Source organism: Bacteroides sp. CAG:189, assembly GCF_000432295.1.
GTDB lineage: Bacteria > Bacteroidota > Bacteroidia > Bacteroidales > Bacteroidaceae > Bacteroides > Bacteroides salyersiae.
Map to the genome: position 1 here is coordinate 62,810 of NZ_HF991072.1, position 19,307 is coordinate 82,116.

The 19,307-nt window shown below is 40.8% G+C and carries 13 protein-coding genes and 3 pseudogenes; 9 read left to right on the forward strand and 7 right to left on the reverse strand.

Annotated features, from left to right (window positions below; genetic code table 11):
* Nucleotides 1-10 precede the first annotated feature (10 nt).
* From QVP90_RS10110 to QVP90_RS10120, 3 genes are all read left to right on the forward strand, one after another.
* Nucleotides 11-1,741: an ABC transporter ATP-binding protein gene (locus QVP90_RS10110; protein ID WP_021936332.1), complete on the forward strand. Its 1,731-nt coding sequence runs from the start codon at nucleotides 11-13 to the stop codon at nucleotides 1,739-1,741.
* 359 nt (nucleotides 1,742-2,100) lie between these two features.
* Nucleotides 2,101-2,436, forward strand: coding sequence for a DUF3795 domain-containing protein (locus QVP90_RS10115; protein WP_005923207.1), 336 nt, complete (start codon nucleotides 2,101-2,103; stop codon nucleotides 2,434-2,436).
* A 48-nt stretch (nucleotides 2,437-2,484) separates the two neighbouring features.
* Complete coding sequence (locus tag QVP90_RS10120) at nucleotides 2,485-3,171, forward strand: hypothetical protein (RefSeq protein WP_021936333.1); 687 nt, start codon at nucleotides 2,485-2,487, stop codon at nucleotides 3,169-3,171.
* A 316-nt stretch (nucleotides 3,172-3,487) separates the two neighbouring features.
* On the opposite strand, the gene QVP90_RS10125 is transcribed toward QVP90_RS10120, so the two are convergent.
* The 4 genes and pseudogenes from QVP90_RS10125 to QVP90_RS10140 form a co-directional block, all read right to left on the reverse strand.
* Nucleotides 3,488-5,086 (reverse strand): aspartate:alanine exchanger family transporter, encoded by a 1,599-nt coding sequence (locus QVP90_RS10125; protein ID WP_021936334.1) that lies wholly within the window; start codon nucleotides 5,084-5,086, stop codon nucleotides 3,488-3,490.
* Nucleotides 5,087-5,141: 55 nt separating this feature from the next.
* Nucleotides 5,142-5,400: pseudogene (locus QVP90_RS10130) on the reverse strand (hypothetical protein); the annotation flags it as partial.
* A gap of 17 nt (nucleotides 5,401-5,417) precedes the next feature.
* Nucleotides 5,418-5,759, reverse strand: coding sequence for a DUF6686 family protein (locus tag QVP90_RS10135; RefSeq protein WP_309005423.1), 342 nt, complete (start codon nucleotides 5,757-5,759; stop codon nucleotides 5,418-5,420).
* A gap of 293 nt (nucleotides 5,760-6,052) precedes the next feature.
* On the reverse strand, nucleotides 6,053-6,250 hold the full coding sequence (locus tag QVP90_RS10140; protein WP_129648259.1) for a hypothetical protein: 198 nt from the start codon (nucleotides 6,248-6,250) through the stop codon (nucleotides 6,053-6,055).
* Between the two features lie 252 nt (nucleotides 6,251-6,502).
* Here QVP90_RS10140 and QVP90_RS10145 point away from each other — a divergent pair, with 252 nt between their 5' ends.
* Nucleotides 6,503-6,742, forward strand: coding sequence for a hypothetical protein (locus QVP90_RS10145; RefSeq protein ID WP_005923215.1), 240 nt, complete (start codon nucleotides 6,503-6,505; stop codon nucleotides 6,740-6,742).
* A 171-nt stretch (nucleotides 6,743-6,913) separates the two neighbouring features.
* On the opposite strand, the gene QVP90_RS10150 is transcribed toward QVP90_RS10145, so the two are convergent.
* Together QVP90_RS10150 and QVP90_RS10155 are read right to left on the reverse strand one after the other, a co-directional pair.
* On the reverse strand, nucleotides 6,914-7,582 hold the full coding sequence (locus QVP90_RS10150) for a bifunctional 4-hydroxy-2-oxoglutarate aldolase/2-dehydro-3-deoxy-phosphogluconate aldolase (protein WP_005923218.1): 669 nt from the start codon (nucleotides 7,580-7,582) through the stop codon (nucleotides 6,914-6,916).
* Between the two features lie 29 nt (nucleotides 7,583-7,611).
* Nucleotides 7,612-8,637, reverse strand: a complete 1,026-nt coding sequence (locus QVP90_RS10155) for a sugar kinase (RefSeq protein WP_005923224.1) — start codon at nucleotides 8,635-8,637, stop codon at nucleotides 7,612-7,614.
* A 323-nt stretch (nucleotides 8,638-8,960) separates the two neighbouring features.
* On the opposite strand from QVP90_RS10155, the gene QVP90_RS10160 reads away from it, so the two are divergent.
* The 5 genes and pseudogenes from QVP90_RS10160 (at nucleotide 8,961) to QVP90_RS10180 (ending at nucleotide 19,055) form a co-directional block, all read left to right on the forward strand.
* Nucleotides 8,961-10,025 carry a LacI family DNA-binding transcriptional regulator gene (locus tag QVP90_RS10160; protein ID WP_005923227.1) on the forward strand — a complete coding sequence of 355 codons (1,065 nt, stop codon included), beginning with the start codon at nucleotides 8,961-8,963 and terminating at the stop codon, nucleotides 10,023-10,025.
* Between the two features lie 32 nt (nucleotides 10,026-10,057).
* A complete protein-coding gene (locus tag QVP90_RS10165) occupies nucleotides 10,058-11,548 on the forward strand; it encodes a UxaA family hydrolase (RefSeq protein WP_005923230.1) in 1,491 nt (496 codons plus the stop codon).
* 237 nt (nucleotides 11,549-11,785) lie between these two features.
* Nucleotides 11,786-13,084, forward strand: coding sequence for a Na+/H+ antiporter NhaC family protein (locus QVP90_RS10170; RefSeq protein ID WP_005923233.1), 1,299 nt, complete (start codon nucleotides 11,786-11,788; stop codon nucleotides 13,082-13,084).
* 224 nt (nucleotides 13,085-13,308) lie between these two features.
* Nucleotides 13,309-15,732: pseudogene (locus QVP90_RS10175) on the forward strand (sensor histidine kinase).
* A gap of 125 nt (nucleotides 15,733-15,857) precedes the next feature.
* The gene (locus QVP90_RS10180; RefSeq protein ID WP_021936337.1) at nucleotides 15,858-19,055 is read left to right on the forward strand and encodes a response regulator; all 3,198 of its coding nucleotides are present in this window, start codon (nucleotides 15,858-15,860) and stop codon (nucleotides 19,053-19,055) included.
* Nucleotides 19,056-19,110: 55 nt separating this feature from the next.
* Here QVP90_RS10180 and QVP90_RS10185 read toward each other — a convergent pair.
* Nucleotides 19,111-19,307 (reverse strand): annotated as a pseudogene (locus tag QVP90_RS10185) (UDP-GlcNAc--UDP-phosphate GlcNAc-1-phosphate transferase); the annotation flags it as partial.

The window sequence follows — 19,307 nt, forward strand, 5'->3', positions numbered from 1 at the left end:
GAAAACAATAATGAATGCAATAAACAACATAACGATCGGACATCCCGAACGGTTACGCAAACCGGTAGGCTACACCATGCTGGCCAACTTGGTGAATATATTCCCTTTCATGCTTTCTATCGAAGCAGTCAACGTATTGTTCAAGGCTTACGATGGAAGCGGAACGGGACTGGATACTACCCGCCTTTGGTGGATATGCGGGCTTTTAGCTGTATACATGATTGCAATGGCTCTTGCCGAACGGGCCTCATTCCGCCATAACTTCCGTAGTGCCTACGAACTAAGCGCCGAAGGACGCATCAACCTGGCCGAACATCTGCGTAAACTTTCGTTAGGATTCTTCAGCCGGCACGATCCGGGAGACTTGTCGTCCATGATGATTACCGACTTCACCATGGCAGAAACAGGTATTTCACACCATCTACCACAATTGATGGGGGCACTGGTCATGCCTATACTGGCCTTCTTCGGTCTTCTGTGGATTGACTGGCGGATGTCCCTTGCCATGTTCATAGCCTTACCGTTGGCCGTATTGGTGCTTATCTTAAGCAACCGGATACAGATCTCCTTAAGCAAAAAACAGATTCATGCCAAGATAAATGCCGGTAACCGTATGGAAGAGTATCTGTTAGGCATCCGCGTAATGAAGGCATATAACCTGTTGGGCGACCGTTTCATCCGCCTGCGAAATGCTTTTCTGGAATTAAAACGTGCCAGCATGCGCCTTGAAGCATTAATGGGACCTTTCATCCTGCTTTCTGTTACGTTAGTACGTGCCGGACTGACGTTGATGATACTTTGTGGAACCTACCTGTTATTGGGCGGGGAATTATCCGTGCTGACTTTCGTCATGTTCCTTATTGTCGGTTCACGGGTATTCGATCCTCTTACCTCGGCACTGACCAATTTCGCAGAGTTCCGCTATTTCTCTTTTGCCGGCGGACGTATACTGAATCTCATGAAAGAACCGGAAATGCAAGGCAACCGGGTATCTCCCGAAAGCGGTGATATCGTGATGGAACACGTATCCTTCGGCTATCAGAAAAAAACGGTGTTGCATGATGTATCGGTAACAATGAAAAAAGGAGCGCTTACCGCATTGGTAGGTCCCTCCGGAAGCGGCAAAAGCACTTTATTGAAGCTCTGCGCCCGTTTCTACGATCCACAAACAGGAAAAGTTTTCTTTAACGGAACAGATATATCGAAAGTGGACCCGGAATCACTGATGAAGCACATCTCTATGGTATTCCAGAATGTCTATCTCTTTCAAGACACGATAAAGAACAACATTCGTTTCGGCAAGCCCGATGCTACCGATGCCGAGATAGAAGAAGCCGCCCGAAAAGCCTGTTGCCACGATTTCATCATGAAGTTGCCCAAAGGATACGAAACTTTGGTAGGCGAAGGTGGATGTACTCTTTCCGGTGGCGAAAAGCAACGCATTTCCATCGCCCGTGCCATCCTGAAAGAAGCTCCGGTCGTACTACTTGACGAGGCTACCGCTTCTCTCGATCCGGAAAATGAAGTGGATGTTCAAAAAGCTATCAATACCCTGATTGCCGGACGTACGGTTATCGTGATAGCCCATCGATTGAAAACCATCAAAAATGCCGATAAAATCATCGTTTTGGAAGAAGGACACGTAGCAGAACAAGGTACACACCAAGAGTTACTGGATCAAAAAGGACTTTACCACCGCTTATGGTCCATACAGGAGAAAACAATGGGTTGGAAATTATAAATTGTGCTACATACATCAGTCGTTTCCAGTGTCGTACATCAATAATAAATTCATGTCGGATATTTATGTATTTTATAAAATAAAGAAATGCATATATCCCTGTAGTACTTAAGATATATTCTTTGTACACACAACATCCGGGTGTTGTAACTAATAACATCCGGATGTCTTGGATTACAACATCCGGATGTTGTGAAGGCGCAAAAAGAAGATTACTTTTTCATATATAATGACTATATTCACAAAACATTGAAAAAATTAAGATTATCATGACCGGCTCTTTAATTAATCGTTATCTTTGCAACAAGGCTTATCCCAAAAGAGTTGAACAAATAAAAGGATAAGAATTTGTTTAAATCATGAAACAATTAATAGCATGTTGCGGATTAGATTGCGAAAGTTGTGATGCCCGTATAGCCACTGTCGAAAATGACAATGAATTAAAAGAAAAAACTGCCCGGAAATGGAGTGTGATGAATAATGCTCCGGAGATTACGGCAGCAACCATAAATTGCATGGGTTGCCGTGCAGACGGAGCGAAATTTGCATATTGCAGCGAGTATTGCGAAATCCGAAAGTGCGTACAAAAGAAAGGATTCAACACTTGTGGTGACTGTATGGAATTGGATACTTGCCAGATAGTAGGTTCCATTTTTCAGCATGCACCTGCAGCAAAAGAAAATTTAAAACAATAAGACGATACATCAATCATCGTCCGACATAATAAAAACAGAAAAACAACTATGAGAACCAAAGACTGGAAAGCCATAAATACACCTCAAATACTTGTAGTAGGAGAAGATTCAAATCTGCAATGGTCCGAAACAGTAGCCAAATATGCCATGTTTGCCGATTATTACTTCCGTAATTTTCCGGAAGATCATGGAGAACGAAGTAGAAATGTAGAATCGCGCAATCTGTTTGATTATATAATGGAACTTACCGGCCATCAACTGACACCGGAAGATGTATATATAACCAATCTGTGCAATGATGAAGTGGAAGCTGCACCCAAGGGAAAAAGAACATTCATCCCGGAAGAAAAAGCAGCAAAAGGCATCGAACACATCAAATGGATTTTATCAGAAAATCCTTCGATAAAATGTGTATTGGCCATGTCCTTACAAACAAACTACTGGCTTCAGAAATTGGGTTTCTATGAAAGTAATGCCGATTTTCTGCAGGCTGCCGAACCCAGACGCATCGGACAACAAAACTTTCCCCCATTTTACCAACCGGTAGACGGCAAAGCATTTATCAGTATCTGCGGCAAAATTTATGAAGCAACGGACCTTCCGGTAAAAGTATTTCCCGTTCTTCCGGCCAAAGACTATCCACTGTCCGAGCAAAACAGAGAACGTTATGCAAAAGGATTGGAACAGGTAACCAAATTTTTTAGGGAAAATAAAATTTTCCAAGAGCCTGTCTAAATATTACTCGGCATTCTTTTGAAAGTTATTTTTAAGAATCGACTGATATAGCATTTAGATTGTATTGGCAAATTATTTAAACCGTTTCAGATTGCTTTTATTAAAGACCCATTCCGTGGTATGAATTGTCTCCTGAATCAGGAGACAATTCATACCACGGTGAAAGAGAACGATTCGATGGATTAACCAATAGGTGTATCGACTTTCGATACTCTGTCCGTATCCGAAAAGAGTACACAGTAGCCATGTGGTACTAACAAGAAATAATTTCTTCATCCGAATAGTCTCTGATTTTCAACTCAATCGTTTATCGTTTTTAATAAACCACCGTTGCTATGATCTGTATAAAAAGAATAAGGAAAACCATAGCAATGGGATAAACTGTCGCATAAGCTACACTCGGAATATTACTATCGACCATCGAATCGGCAGCAGCAAGTCCCGGTGTACTGGTCATTCCCCCTGTAATGGTTCCCAACAGATCGAGCACGTTAATTTTAAATACCAGACGTCCCACAAGCACGGCGACAAGCATGGGTACGATTGTAATAGCAGCCCCAACACCGAATAACAATAAACCGCTTTCCTGGAAAGTAGCAACCAGGTTCTTTCCGGCGGAAGTACCCACTTCGGCAAGAAACAACAGCAGCCCCAACTGTCGCAATAGCTGGTTGGCAGGGCCGGACATAGACCAAAGGATAGGCCCCGTCTTACCTACTGCACTCAGCATCAACGCTACCATTAATACGCCTCCTGTCAATCCCGGAGAAAAAGAAAGACTATCTGAGAATGAGATATTGAGTTTACCGAACAAAACTCCGAGCACAATTCCCATCGCAATAGGAAAGAAATCGGTATCCGACAGTTTCTTGGCATCATTGCCCAACAAACGGGCTACTCCTTTAATGCCTTCTTTCTCGCCTACCACCATCAGCTTGTCCCCAAACTTCAAAGCCAAATCAGGAGACGGGGAAAGATCGATACCACTTCGACGGACACGCGTCACCGTACATCCGAAATTCCGTTGCAAGTTCAAACTCCCCAATTGTTTATTAATCATATCTTTCTTGGTAAGCAGCAATGATTCTATTTCCTGCGTTTTATCCAAGGGGAGCTCTCCCTCTTCACGTTTGCCGACCAGCACAGATAATTGATCCAAAGACTCCTCACTGCCCACAGCCTGAATATAATCTCCTTCGCAAAGCACCGTATGCGCCGTAGGTATTGATATTTCCTCGTCATGCTTCAAACGGGAAATAACCGCTCCTGTCATCGCACGGGCATTAATCTGCATCAAACTGCGGTTAAAAACACTTGGATTGGAAACACGGAAAATACAGGTATTCAATTCCGGAAATTGTCCGCGACGTTCTATTTCCAATCGACGTGCTTCCTGATCAAGATCGACACGCATTATCTTAGGAAGTAATTTCACAAAAAGAATAACCCCGATCACACCAAACGGATAAGCAATACCATAAGCGATGGATGCCAACGGAGAGTTCGTACTGTCGATAGCCACGGCAAGTCCAGGTGTACTGGTAAGTGCCCCGGCAATCAGTCCCACCACACTGGGAGTATCGATATCAAACAAGTACTTCAAACCGACTGCTGTAAGAGAAGCCGAACAGATAATAAGAATTGTAATCAAGATCAATGTTTTTCCTTTACTCCGAAAAGAATCGAAGAATCCGGGACCGGCCTGAATACCAATAGTAAAAATAAAAAGCACTAAGCCGAAATTGCCTAACTCTTTAGGAATAACAACTCCGAAATGTCCGAAAAGCAGGGCAATAAAAATCACTGCCGATACATCGAGCGATAGCCCCTTAATCTTAATTCTTCCCAACATGAAGCCTAACGCGACAATGAGAAAAAGCGCGAAATAAGAGGAGTTCAATAAATCAGTAAACATAGGTTTAAAAGGGTTTGTTAGTTTAGGCAGGCAAAGGTACGCAAAAAAGCCTCAATCAGCAAGTTTCTTTATCACAGGTGCTGCCTTCGCATTCAAACTCAAGAGTGACATGATGAATACCGGTATCCTCTAACACATGCCTTATAAGGTGTTTGGCCTCCTCCATATGGCACATATCATCCAATACGATATGAGCGGTAAGTGCCGTCTCGGTAGTACTTAATGCCCAGGGCAGCCATATGCAGATAAGTACCTTTCACATGGAGGTCTCTCTCCTTATCCTTCATAAAGAGCCAGGCGGTAAAAGCGGTAAGATACTCCTTCCTGCCAGTTAGTTCAGAGAAAGATCCTGCAAAAAGGTAAGTCCGAAGTCTTGCAACACTTCTTCATCTGTTTGTAAAAGTACAAGTGTTTTCAACTCTTGCAATTCCGCATTTGTCAGACAGAAATAAACATTCTCCGATGAAAGCCGGAGAAATATCTTACGATTACTCATCAAGCCATGATTCATCCGAGCCGCTTCCGTCCCATTAATGCCGACTACATAATTACGAAAATGTAAAAAACCATCTTCAGTGAAACGAAAAAAAAGATTACCGAATTCAAGATGATAGACTTTGCAATGATCACAATAGGAAATCATCCCGGAACGGGTTTTATTGATTAGTTCCATAACAATAACATATATTTTGTAAGTATGAAACAAAGATAAGCCACTCTCTAAAATGCTACAATACGCATATATAGTGATTTACACCTTCTTTATTAGCATTTTTCAGGTATACCGGTATTCTCTCTCTCCCTAATTATAAGTATCATAAAGGCGGTAATACCTACAAATGGTGATTGATCATTCTTTTGTCCGTTCATAACTTTGCACTGAAAAATAAACATACAATTATGGTTACCCCGTCAAGGTCTCCCAAAAGACAGTTACATTATCGCAGAAACCTCCTACTGCTTCTTTCAATTCTGATTATTGGAATTGTCTGTCTTTGTGTTTCGTTGACAATGCACGACAAAACCAATGCTGACTGCCACTGTATCCAATGCCTGACAAATCGCATTCCGGAGGATGGAGAGTATCTCTATAATCGATATCTGCCGCTCATCAGTCTTGTATGGATCTTGCTGATATTCCTGCCAATCTATTTTCTTAGCCACAAAAAGAAATAAACCGTATCATTGACATAAATCAAAAATTCACCAAAAAGAACAGCCTTTCTTCCGTGCCTCCTATTTTTTTAATTACCTTTGCCCGCAAAATAGCACTATTTGTCTTGAGAAAACAGATATTTTTCAGAAAATATTAAACCAAAATCTAATAGCCGTGTTATAAACATCATTGTACGACTCTCCTAATGGGGATAATAGGAAAAGGTATTTGGATTTAAGGATTAATAAAGAGAATAATTTATGTTATCAGGCGAACAAGTGGAAGATATTTCCAACATAGACAGTTGCCAAGCAACAGTTACTTCCAAAGAGACGATACAAACAGTTACTGCATACACTACAAGTACGGTAGTCTCAACACCGGTACGCAGAACATTCGAAGAACAAAAGCCCTTCATTTTTGTCATTGTCGGCTTTGCTGCCTTTTACATCATCGCCCTCATTATTGCCCGGATTGTAAAAAATCAACTGGCGCACTAATTTCAACTCTATATATAAAACAAGCCACCGGAATGACTACTAACAATATCATTCCGATGGCTGTCCCCTTTAAACACCTTTAAACAAAATGGAAAAATATGCCTCGATCTAACTAAACTAACTAACCCTTAGAGGCATATTTTTGAGGAGGCTGATCACTCAGCCTCTTTTCTATTTACGAGCCTCAGCAATGTAACCCAATGCTTCGGCACATTTAGCTGTAACATAAGCCCAATCTTCAGCAGCGACTTTATCTTTCGGGAAGAGTTTAGACCCCATACCGACACAGAATACGCCAGCCTTAATCCAAGCTGTCAGGTTCTCCTTGGTCGGTTCCACTCCACCTGTCACCATCAATTTAGACCATGCCATCGGAGCCATCAAACCTTTCACAAAATTAGGACCATACACATCTCCCGGGAATACCTTGCAAAGATCACAACCTACTTCCTGTGCAAAACCTACTTCGGATACAGAACCGCATCCCGGAGTATAAGGAACCAAACGACGATTACAAACCTTTGCTATTTCCGGGTTAAACAACGGACCCACCACAAAATTAGCACCCAACTGAATGTAAAGGGCGGCAGTAGCCGGATCAACGATAGATCCGATACCCATAGCCATATCCGGGCACTCTTTGGCAGCAAATTTCACTATTTCGGCAAATACCTCCTGAGCAAAATCACCACGATTGGTAAATTCAAAAGCACGAACACCGCCGTCATAACAAGCTTTCACTACTTTCTTTGCCACTTCTGCATCTTTATGGTAGAATACAGGTACCATGCCGGTTGAACCTATTTTATCCAACACAGCTATTTTATCAAATTTTGCCATTTCTTTTATTTACTATTTAGTCAATAAATTTATCGTTGAACACGTCCGCTTGCATCTCCACCGGCCAGTGCTTCCACCTCTTCTACCGATACAAGATTGAAGTCACCATTGATTGTATGCTTCAATGCAGAAGCAGCTACGGCAAATTCAAGAGCCTCGCCTTGATTCGGTTTTGTCATCAAACCGTGAATTATACCACCGGAGAATGAATCGCCCCCACCTACACGGTCAATGATCGGATCGATATCATAACGTTTTGAAGTATAGAACTCCTGCCCGTTATAGATCATCGCCTTCCAGCCATTATGAGTAGCAGAGAAAGACTCACGCAAAGTAGAGATTACATATTTAAATCCGAATTCTTTCATCATCTGCTGAAAAATACCTTTGTAGCCTTCAGCATCGGTATGACCTGCTTCAACATCAGCATCCGGTTTGAATCCCAGACAAAGTTCTGCATCTTCCTCGTTACCAATACATACATCTACGTACTTCATCAACGGTTTCATGATAGACTGTGCTTTCTCCTTTGTCCACAGTTTCTTACGGAAGTTCAAGTCCACAGAAACAGTCACACCGTGACGTTTAGCAGCCTCGCAAGCCAAACGGGTCAGTTCAGCAGCTTTATCAGAAATAGCCGGAGTAATACCAGACCAGTGGAACCAGTCAGCACCTTCCATTATAGCGTCAAAATCAAAATCAGAAGCATCTGCTTCGGCAATAGAAGAGTGAGCGCGGTCATAAATTACTTTGCTCGGACGCATAGAAGCTCCTGTTTCAAGATAATAGATACCTACGCGATCACCACCACGGGCTATAAAGTCTGTTTTAACACCATATTTGCGCAAAGCATTTACGGCAGACTGACCAATTTCGTGTTTAGGCAATTTAGATACGAAGTATGCATCGTGACCATAATTTGCACAACTTACAGCAACGTTAGCTTCACCACCACCGTATACAACATCAAAAGAGTCAGATTGAACAAAACGGGTATTACCCGGAGTTGATAATCTAAGCATGATTTCGCCTAACGTAACGACTTTCTTTCCCATAATTCTATGTTTTAATGAAATAAGTAATTAATATTATTAAGTTTCAATTTATCATTTCAAGCCCTTTTCAGAGCTTAACTCACTGATACCATGCATTGTAGTTTAACACTTATCATACATTGCATAGCTTTCGTGTGCGGGCACAAAGATACAATAATTTTCGTAATTACAAAAATTGTTATATATTTGTGTCGAAAATATTAATATTATTATTGTGTACGAGCACAGTGCTATTTACTATTTGACGATTTATTTAAAGAATTTCTCATGAAAACAGAAATAATAACATCAAAATAATAAATAGCTAAATAGTAAACAGATCAATGAATAAGTTACCTGATAGAATTAGAATCAAAGATATCGCCCGTTTGGCCGATGTATCAGTAGGAACCGTAGACCGTGTCATTCATGGCCGCAGCGGAGTTTCGGAAGCAAGCCGTAAACGGGTTGAAGAAATTCTGAAGCAACTGGACTATCAACCCAATATGTATGCCAGTGCACTTGCATCCAACAAGAAATACACTTTCGCTTGCCTTTTGCCTAAACATTTGGAAGGAGAATACTGGACCGACGTAGAAAAAGGAATCAACAAAGCGCTGAGTACGTATTCGGATTTCAACACCACAGTAAAAACCACCTATTACGATCCATACGATTACCATTCTTTCGTTGATGCCAGCAACGATATTGTCGCACAGCATCCGGATGGAGTGATGGTAGCTCCCACCATACTCAAATACACCCAAATATTCATAGAGCAACTGACCGAACTGGATATACCTTATATATATATAGACTCTAACATAAAAGAAATACCACCGTTGGCTTTTTTCGGTCAGAATTCCCGCCAAAGTGGATATTTCGCCGCACGCATGCTGATGTTATTGGCAAGAGATGAAAAAGAAATCGTAATCTTCCGTAAAATACACGAAGGTATTGTGGGCTCCAACCAACAGGAAAACAGAGAAAAAGGATTCAGGCAATATATGAAAGAATATCATCCTTCGTGCAACATCCTGGAGCTCGACCTTCATGCCGAACGAAATGATGAAGATGCTCTCATGCTCGATGCTTTCTTCCAACAACATCCTACTGTGCGTAATGGAATTACATTTAATTCCAAAGTATATATCGTCGGTGAATACCTATTGAATCGCAATAAAAGCGACTTTAATCTCATCGGCTATGACCTTTTAGAACGGAATGTCGCCTGCCTTAAACAAGGTAGTGTCTATTTTCTCATTGCCCAACAACCCGAACTACAAGGATATAACGGTATTAAGGCACTATGTGACCACCTCATTTTCAAGAAAGAGGTAAATTGCATCAACTATATGCCCATCGACTTGCTGACGGTGGAAACAATCGACTATTACAGCAATAAGTAAAAGGATTTACGATTATAAATAAAAAGGACATCATGGAAACAAAGTTTTTAAAAATCAATCCTGCTGACAATGTAGCCGTAGCTATTGTCAACCTGCCTGCAGGAGAAAGTCTTTCAGTAGACGGTATCGACATCACCCTAAACGAAGATGTGCCCGCCGGACATAAATTTGCTTTGAAAGACTTCGCCGAAGGAGAAGATATCATCAAATACGGTTATCCTATCGGCCATGCCAAAATGGCAAAAAGGCAAGGTGACTGGATGAATGAAAATAACATAAAAACCAACCTTGCAGGACTGTTAGAATATACCTACAATCCGATACAGGTATCACTCGATATTGCTCGAAAAGATCTCACTTTCAAGGGGTATCGCCGTAAAAACGGAGATGTCGGTATACGTAATGAGATATGGATTATCCCCACTGTAGGTTGCGTAAACGGTATTATCAATCAATTAGCCGAAGGATTACGCCGTGAAACACAAGGTAAAGGCGTAGATGCGATTGTCGCCTTCCCTCACAATTATGGCTGTTCACAGCTGGGCGACGACCACGAAAACACGAAAAAAATTCTTCGTGACATGGTGCTTCATCCCAATGCGGGTGCCGTATTAGTCGTTGGATTGGGATGCGAAAACAACCAACCGGATGTATTCCGCGAATTCTTGGGTGATTACGATCAAGATCGTGTAAAGTTCATGGTTACCCAGAAAGTAGGTGATGAATATGAAGAAGGAATGGATATTCTTCGTGAATTATATGCTAAAGCAGTGAAAGACGAGCGCACCGAAGTTCCCCTGTCCGAACTGCGCGTAGGATTAAAATGTGGCGGTTCTGACGGTTTCTCCGGTATTACGGCAAATCCGTTATTGGGTATGTTCTCCGACTTCCTCATAGCACAAGGCGGAACCAGCGTGTTGACGGAAGTACCGGAAATGTTTGGTGCAGAAACAATCCTAATGAATCGCTGCCGTAACAAAGAATTGTTCGAACAGACTGTCAAGTTGATCAATGATTTCAAAGAATACTTCCTGTCTCATGGTGAACCTGTAGGTGAAAACCCGTCACCGGGAAATAAAGCCGGCGGTATTTCCACTTTAGAGGACAAAGCTTTGGGATGTACACAAAAATGTGGAAAAAGCTATGTAGAAGGTGTATTGTCCTATGGAGAACGTTTACAGGTCAAAGGACTTAACTTGTTATCGGCCCCCGGAAATGACTTGGTAGCTGCTACTGCATTGGCCTCTTGCGGATGCCATATGGTATTATTTACCACCGGACGTGGAACTCCTTTCGGTACTTATGTCCCCACAATGAAGATATCTACCAATTCAACTCTGGCAAAAAACAAGCCGGGATGGATCGATTTCAATGCCGGTGTGATTGTTGAAAATGAACCGATGGAAAAAACATGTGAACGTTTCATCGATTACATCATTAAAGTGGCAAGCGGAGAATTCGTTAACAACGAAAAGAAAGGATATCGTGAAATTGCTATATTCAAGACAGGAGTAACGCTGTAAAAAAGAAGCTAAAAGTTAGAAGTCAGGAGCCGGTAGTCAAAATCAGAAGCATGTAGCACGCAGACATAAACATGCTGAGTTGATTTTAGCTATCGGCTACTATTTTTTTATATTGATCACTTAGCGTCCGCCAACCACTAACTACTAACTACTAACTACTATCTTCTAACTACTATCTGCTAACTTCTATCTTCTTATTATTATCTTTGCACTCCAAATACAAGTACAATTCAAAGAATGAACGAAGAAAAGAATATAAAAAGAGCATCCGGCTGGTGGGCACTTAGTCCTCTACTTGTTTTTCTATGCCTATACTTGGCTACTTCAATTATCGTCAACGATTTTTATAAAGTACCCATCACTGTCGCATTCTTAGTATCCTCATGCTACGCTATCGCTATAACAAAAGGACTAAAGCTGGATCAACGAATATACCAGTTCTCCGTTGGCGCTTCAAACAAAAACATCATGCTCATGGTTTGGATCTTTATTCTTGCCGGAGCTTTTGCCCAAAGCGCCAAACAAATGGGTGCCATCAATGCAACAGTAAACCTCACTCTACATATACTTCCGGACAACCTACTTTTAGCAGGTATCTTTATAGCTTCCTGCTTCATTTCGCTCTCTATCGGTACCAGTGTAGGAACAATCGTAGCTCTTACTCCGGTCGCTACCGGATTGGCACAAAGAACAGGAATAGATCTCCCTTTCATGGTAGCCATCGTAGTAGGCGGTTCTTTCTTTGGCGATAACCTGTCATTCATCTCCGACACCACCATCGCCTCTACCAAAACACAAGGTTGTGTAATGCGCGACAAGTTCCGGGTAAACTCCATGATCGTAGTCCCAGCCGCACTCATAGTACTGGGCATTTATATCTTTCAAGGATTATCAGTCATTGCTCCGGCACAAACACAGGAAATCGAATGGCTTAAGGTCATACCCTATCTCGTTGTATTGGGAACAGCCATCGCCGGTATCAATGTAATGATCGTCCTTCTTCTCGGTATCATCAGTACAGCTATTATCGGAATTCCCACGGGCAGTTTCAGTATATTCGAATGGTTTGGCGCAATGGGTAGTGGCATCACCGGAATGGGCGAACTTATCATCATCACCCTATTGGCAGGAGGCATGCTTGAAACAATCCGCTATAACGGAGGAATCGATTTCATTATTGAAAAACTCACACGTCATGTCAATGGTAAACGTGGTGCCGAACTAAGTATTGCCGCCTTGGTAAGTATCGCCAACCTTTGCACAGCCAACAACACCATCGCCATTATCACTACCGGCCCGATTGCTAAAGACATTGCCGGAAAATTTAATCTCGACCGCCGAAAAGTAGCCAGCATTCTCGACACCTTCTCCTGCTTTATACAAGGTATCATTCCTTACGGAGCGCAACTTCTTATGGCAGCCGGATTAGCCAATATCTCCCCCATCAGTATCGTTGGAAATTTGTATTATCCTTTTACGATGGGAACATTTGCATTATTAGCCATTCTTTTCCGCTATCCACGCCGGTATTCATAAAAACAGAAAATGCCATCATACTGCGATTTCGATTTTAGAAACAGAACCACTGCCTTGTTTCTTTAATCGAAAAACCTCGTTTATATCCATAGCAAAAATCAAAATTCGCATCAGAAATTCATTCATAACTTTTAGATTTATAGCACTTTATTACAAATTCCAAGTTCACTGATTTAAAAATATTATCTATCTTTGTGCCCTCCAAACAACAGTAATAGAAAAATATGCTAAATCATAATTCCGACAAGTTCACCCGACTAACTTCCATGGCGCAGATTGGTTGGTTTGAAGTTAATTTAAAAACCCAACAATACACTTTATCAGAATTTGTTACGGATCTTCTATGTCTCGAAAAGAAGACAGTCGGTTTTAATGATTTGTATCATCTGGTTCACGAAGATTATCGCGAACATTTAAAAGAAGAATTTAAAGTCCTTCACAGCCAACGCATATTCGAACAGATTTTCCCTATCCACACAAAATATGGAATGAATTGGGTACAACTGAAAATGGAATCCGATTCAGATATCGGCCAGGCAAATATCCACTGGTTCGGTTATATCAGATGCCTCGATGATATTGAAAGCACTGAAAAAGGATTGGGTAATAAAGAAGAACTAAATAAATTACTTTATCGCCAAATAAGTATATCACATTCTCTATTGTCATTTCTGCAAACAGACGATATTTCCGATACAATCCGGGAAATTCTGAAAGATATATTGATACAATTCAATGGAGACCGGACTTACATATTTGAAATATTCCCGGAAGAAAAGATTCAAAACTGCATTTATGAAATAACAGCAGAAAATGTATCTGAAGAACAGGAGTCACTCCAAAATATTCTGTTCGATGAATCCTCGTGGTGGAACGAGCAGATATCCGGTCAGAAAGCCATTATTTTAAATACACTCGATGCCATGCCTCCGGAAGCAAGATATCACAGAGAAATTTTAGAACGCCAAGATATAAAATCTCTCATGGTTGTCCCATTGCTATCCAAGAAAAGGGTATGGGGATATATGGGTATAGACATCATTAAGCAATGTCGTAATTGGAGCAATGCCGATTATCAATGGTTCACTTCATTGGCAAATATCATCAGCATTTGTATTGAATTACATAAATCCGAGCAAAAAGCCATAGAAGAACAGCAAACATTACAGCATAAAGAAGAGGTGCTCAATAACATTTTCCAAAACTTACCGGCCGGCATCGAATTATACGATAAGGACGGTTATCTGACAGAAATCAACGATAAAGAACTCGAGATGTTCGGTATCGGGAACAGAGAAGACGTATTAGGAGTAAACCTGTTTTCCAACCCTAACATACCGGACAATATTAAAGACAACCTCAGAAGACAGGAAGATGCTTTTTTCAACACAAACTATAACTTTTCCGCCATAAACGATTATTATCCTTCTCTGAAAAAAGATACCATCAATATAGTGACCAAAGCTACGGCATTGCGTGACTCTAAAAACAATTTCACAAACTACTTACTCATCAATGTAGATACCACAGAGGCTGCATCCGCCCGTTCGAAGATAAAAGAATTCGAAACCCTGTTCGCCCTTATAGGCGATTATGCAAAAGTCGGGTACGCCGTATTCGATGCCTTAAGCCGTGATGGTTATGCCCTTAGTAGCTGGTATGATAATATCGGTGAAAAAGACGGAATTCCCCTCCCCGAAGTTATAGGCGTTTATCGGAATGTGCATCCCGATGACCGGGCAGTTTTAAAGGAGTTTGTAGGTAATGTCAAACAAGGACAAGCTACCTGCCTGCGTAAAGACATACGTATCAAAAGAGCATCCGGTAACTATTCCTGGACCAGCGTCAATGTACTTGTAAGAGATTTCCGCCCTTAGGACGGAATCATTGAAATGGTCTGTGTCAACTATGATATCACTCCACTGAAACAAACGGAACAAAAACTTATCATTGCCCGGGATAAGGCCGAACAGTTAGACCGGTTAAAATCAGCTTTCTTAGCTAACATGAGTCATGAAATCCGTACTCCCCTCAATTCGATTGTCGGTTTCTCGACTTTACTGACCGAAACGGATGATTTAGAAGAACGCGCAGAATATATCAGCATCATACAAAGGAATAACGAACTATTGTTACAACTGATTTCAGATATATTGGATCTTTCCAAAATTGAAGCCGGTACATTCGATTTTGTAAAAGAGAGATTTGAGATTGAACAAGCCTGCCAAGAGATTGTACAAGAGCTCAAAGCAAAACCCCAAAAAGGAGTAACACTTCTTTTCGAATCGCATGCTTCACCCTGCCATATATATAGTGACAAGAACCGATTTACTCAAGTCCTCACAAACTTCATCAATAATGCCATCAAATTTACCTCACAAGGCAACATCACCGTAGGTTATGAAATAACATCCGACAATGCAATAAAAATCTATGTACAGGATACCGGGTTAGGAGTTCCCAAAGAAAAGCTCGACAATATATTCGACCGTTTTGTGAAGTTAAACACCTTTGCTCAAGGTACCGGAATCGGATTATCGATCTGCAAAAGCATCATTACACAAATGGGAGGTGAAATAGGAGTCGAATCGGTCGTGAATGAAGGTTCGTGCTTTTGGTTCACACTTCCCTTGCAACAAGGGAAGTGAACTTTGAAAATTAATTGATTCATTTCCAAAATGTTAATTTCATCATAAGATATATATTTAAGTAAAACATTTCTTATCTTTATTCAACTAAACATTCTTTTCTTATATTTAAATCAATACTTTTAATGAAAAAATGCGTCATTATAATCCTTACCTTTTTATATATAATACAAGGAACTGCAAAAGATACCCGAGAAATAATCATACGTGGTGACAGTGCTTTCCCACCTTATGAATTTATAAACGACAAAGGAGAACCGGATGGTTTTAATATTGATCTAACCCGTGCCATTATGGACGAATTGAAGCTACCCTACGACCTGCAACTGGAAGATTGGTCGGATATACTTCAGCAATTCGAAAAGGGGGAAATCGATCTGATTACCGGCATGGCAAAGTTCGAATCTCCTCAAAACGGCCCGTCCAAACTGAGCAAAGCCCACAGCTATATAAACTACAAATTCGTCTGCCGGAAAGATGCCCTTATCCAACATACAAAGGATTTATCACACAAAAACGTTATCGTACAAAGGTATGCCCTACCTCATAAAAAGTTAAAAGACATGGGATATGATTCCCATCTTATTCCGGTTGACAATATGATGGAAGGATTGAATATGCTATCCGAAGGTAAAGGTGATATGGCAATATGCCTTGACAACATGGCGCAATACATAATTTACAAAGACGGACTAACCAATCTTAGTATTATAGATTCCGAATGGCCATTACAAGAATATTGCTTTGTAGGTAGTGACACCCAATTATTAGAACAAATAAACTCAGCCCTTCTGAAATTGAAGAAAAACGGAGTATATGACCGGATACATGTGAAATGGTTGGGAGAAAAGCCGACATTCAGTATTCCTACATGGTTATATTTCCTTTTGGGGGCTCTATTACTCACCGCACTATTGCTATCCATCTTCGTCACAATCTATAAAAAAAGAGCCCAAAAGGGAGAAATTCTACTTAAAGAAGAAAATGAAAAACTCAATGCTTTATTACTCGAAAACAAAAATTTTCTAAACCGATATCAGACAGTATTCAATACTACTCTGGTGGGACTAAGCTACTATGATAAAAAAGGTATATTGGTAAGCGTCAATGATGAGATGGCCAGATTATTTCAAATGGATAACAAAAACAAATTGCTGAAAGAACAACTATCCATATATGCGAACCCTGTTTTGCGAAATCACGGTATTATAGACGAGCAAAACCAAATTCACGAATTTCATGGTATATTAAAATACGACATGCGTAAAGAGCAATGTCCGCAATACTTCGCCCGCTTTACCCCTTTCGATCAGATATTCTACTTCAAAATGGATGTTACACCCATAAAAGACCAGGAAGGAGAGCTTACCGGTATTTTAATTACAGCCATAGACCGGACGGCCGAGGAAAAACATGAACGGCAAATGGCCGAACAAGAAGCAAAACTCAATATGGCAATGAATGCAGGCAATGTCACTGCATGGATTTACGAACTGCACACACAAGAGTTCATGTTACGCGGCAATATGCGCACTGAAAAAGGACTCAATATGGAGAAGTATTTAGGCATGCTCCATCCGGACGATCGCATAATACAAAAAGAGCTATTCGATACAATCTTACATGGACAAAAAGAATCAGCGGAAACCGTATTCCGTTATATGCACGAAGACGGTACTTATCACTACTACGATAGTCGTATGATATCCAAAAAAGAAGAAGACACTGTGACAGCCATATTGGGAACCCAGAAAGATATAACACAAGAAATACTTAACAACAAAATTCTGAATGACACGATTGAAAAACTCCGTTTCGCCATTCAGACGGCAGGTATGGCCATGTGGGAATATAATTGTGACACACAACTGTTCACCACATATAATGAACCGGTAGCAGATTACAAGGACGGTGCAGTAATCTCCATGAGCACTTACGACTGTTATTCACAAAAAGACGACGAAAATCTGGAACTAATTGAAAAAGCAGCGGACATCGTAAAAGACAGGAAGAATGAATCTTACAACTTCATTGTAAAAATGAAGACCAAATACGATTCGGATTGGCAGTATTGTACAGTACGCGGTGTCCCTATGGAGAAAGATAAAAATGGAACAGTCATAAAGTATCTGGGTGTCAGATTAAATATCACCGAACAAATCAATTATCAGAAATTTTTGGAACGGGAAAAAGAAACCGCCCAACAAGCCGATAAGCTGAAATCTGCATTTTTAGCAAATATGAGCCATGAAATCCGTACTCCGTTGAATGCCATCGTAGGCTTCTCCGAACTGCTTCAAACCACAGAAGACGTTAATATGCGAAAGGAGTTTATAAATATCATCAACAATAACAACGAACTGCTGTTAAGGCTTATCGGTGATATTCTGGACCTGTCGAAGATAGAATCGGGACTTATGGAATTAAAGTTGGAATCTTTCGATTTGGCAGATGCATACAAAGAAACCTTTATGGCTCTGAAGCAACGATGTACTAATCCCGAAGTAGAGTTTATCGGCCATAATCCCTACAAGAGTTGCCTGGTAAAACTGGATAAAAACCGTCTGGTGCAGGTAGGAACGAATTTTATCACCAACGCTATAAAACACACTGACAGAGGTCGCATCACTATGGGATACAGTTACATTGACGGAGGTATAAAATTATATGTAGAAGATACCGGACATGGTATACCGAAAGAAAAACAGCACAAGCTATTCCAGCGTTTTGCCAAGCTCGACGACTTCACGCAAGGTACCGGTTTAGGATTAGCCATTTGTAAAGCAATCACTGATGCACAAGGTGGTAAGATCGGTATGGAAAGTGACGAAGGAAAAGGAAGTAAGTTTTGGGCCTGGTTTCCTTGTGAAGCAAAAATTGAGAGATATGAGGAAACGGAAGAAATTGCAGAGGATATCCTAAGAATGGGGCATAATCCGACTCTTAGCACTTCACAGGAGTCTTGTACCAATGATGTTCAGAAGAAATCCATATTAGTAGCCGAAGATATCGACAGTAATTATATGCTGGTAAAAGCCCTCCTTAAAACATCTGAATTAACCCGTGCCTATACAGGTAAAGAAGCGGTGGAACTTGCATCAAGCCATCATTATGATGCCATTCTGATGGATATGAAGATGCCGGTTATGGGTGGTTTGGAAGCTACCCGGGAAATACGGAAATTCGATACGGAAACTCCTATCATCGCCGTTACTGCCAACGCTTTCGAGTTCGACAGAGAAGAAGCCATGAGGGCAGGATGCAATACGTTCATAACGAAACCCCTCAACAAAAAAGAATTGAAAGAAGTATTAGGTGACTAAGAGGCTGTTTAAATTTTGCTCAGTATTATTCTTAAGAGAAAAAATTAAACAGTCTCTAAGAATTAAGTGATTTTATTTTATGTAAATGGAAATATCTCTTCATAAACAGAATATAAATAACGCTTAAAAGCAGTATAGTTCCCCCCATGTACCAATAGCCATTATCTTGAAACAAAAAATATCCGATTATCACCAATACCTGTACCAGCATGTATACAGATGAAACCACCACATGAGGGATCTTCAGTTCAT

Coding starts and splice junctions, on each gene's coding strand:
- QVP90_RS10160 (WP_005923227.1), top strand. CDS start 8,961: ATGAATAAGTTACCTGATAGAATTAGAATCAAAGATATCGCCCGTTTG.
- QVP90_RS10165 (WP_005923230.1), top strand. CDS start 10,058: ATGGAAACAAAGTTTTTAAAAATCAATCCTGCTGACAATGTAGCCGTA.
- QVP90_RS10180 (WP_021936337.1), top strand. CDS start 15,858: ATGAAAAAATGCGTCATTATAATCCTTACCTTTTTATATATAATACAA.
- QVP90_RS10145 (WP_005923215.1), top strand. CDS start 6,503: ATGTTATCAGGCGAACAAGTGGAAGATATTTCCAACATAGACAGTTGC.
- QVP90_RS10150 (WP_005923218.1), bottom strand. CDS start 7,582: ATGGCAAAATTTGATAAAATAGCTGTGTTGGATAAAATAGGTTCAACC.
- QVP90_RS10170 (WP_005923233.1), top strand. CDS start 11,786: ATGAACGAAGAAAAGAATATAAAAAGAGCATCCGGCTGGTGGGCACTT.
- QVP90_RS10155 (WP_005923224.1), bottom strand. CDS start 8,637: ATGGGAAAGAAAGTCGTTACGTTAGGCGAAATCATGCTTAGATTATCA.
- QVP90_RS10135 (WP_309005423.1), bottom strand. CDS start 5,759: ATGGAACTAATCAATAAAACCCGTTCCGGGATGATTTCCTATTGTGAT.
- QVP90_RS10120 (WP_021936333.1), top strand. CDS start 2,485: ATGAGAACCAAAGACTGGAAAGCCATAAATACACCTCAAATACTTGTA.
- QVP90_RS10125 (WP_021936334.1), bottom strand. CDS start 5,086: ATGTTTACTGATTTATTGAACTCCTCTTATTTCGCGCTTTTTCTCATT.
- QVP90_RS10110 (WP_021936332.1), top strand. CDS start 11: ATGAATGCAATAAACAACATAACGATCGGACATCCCGAACGGTTACGC.
- QVP90_RS10115 (WP_005923207.1), top strand. CDS start 2,101: ATGAAACAATTAATAGCATGTTGCGGATTAGATTGCGAAAGTTGTGAT.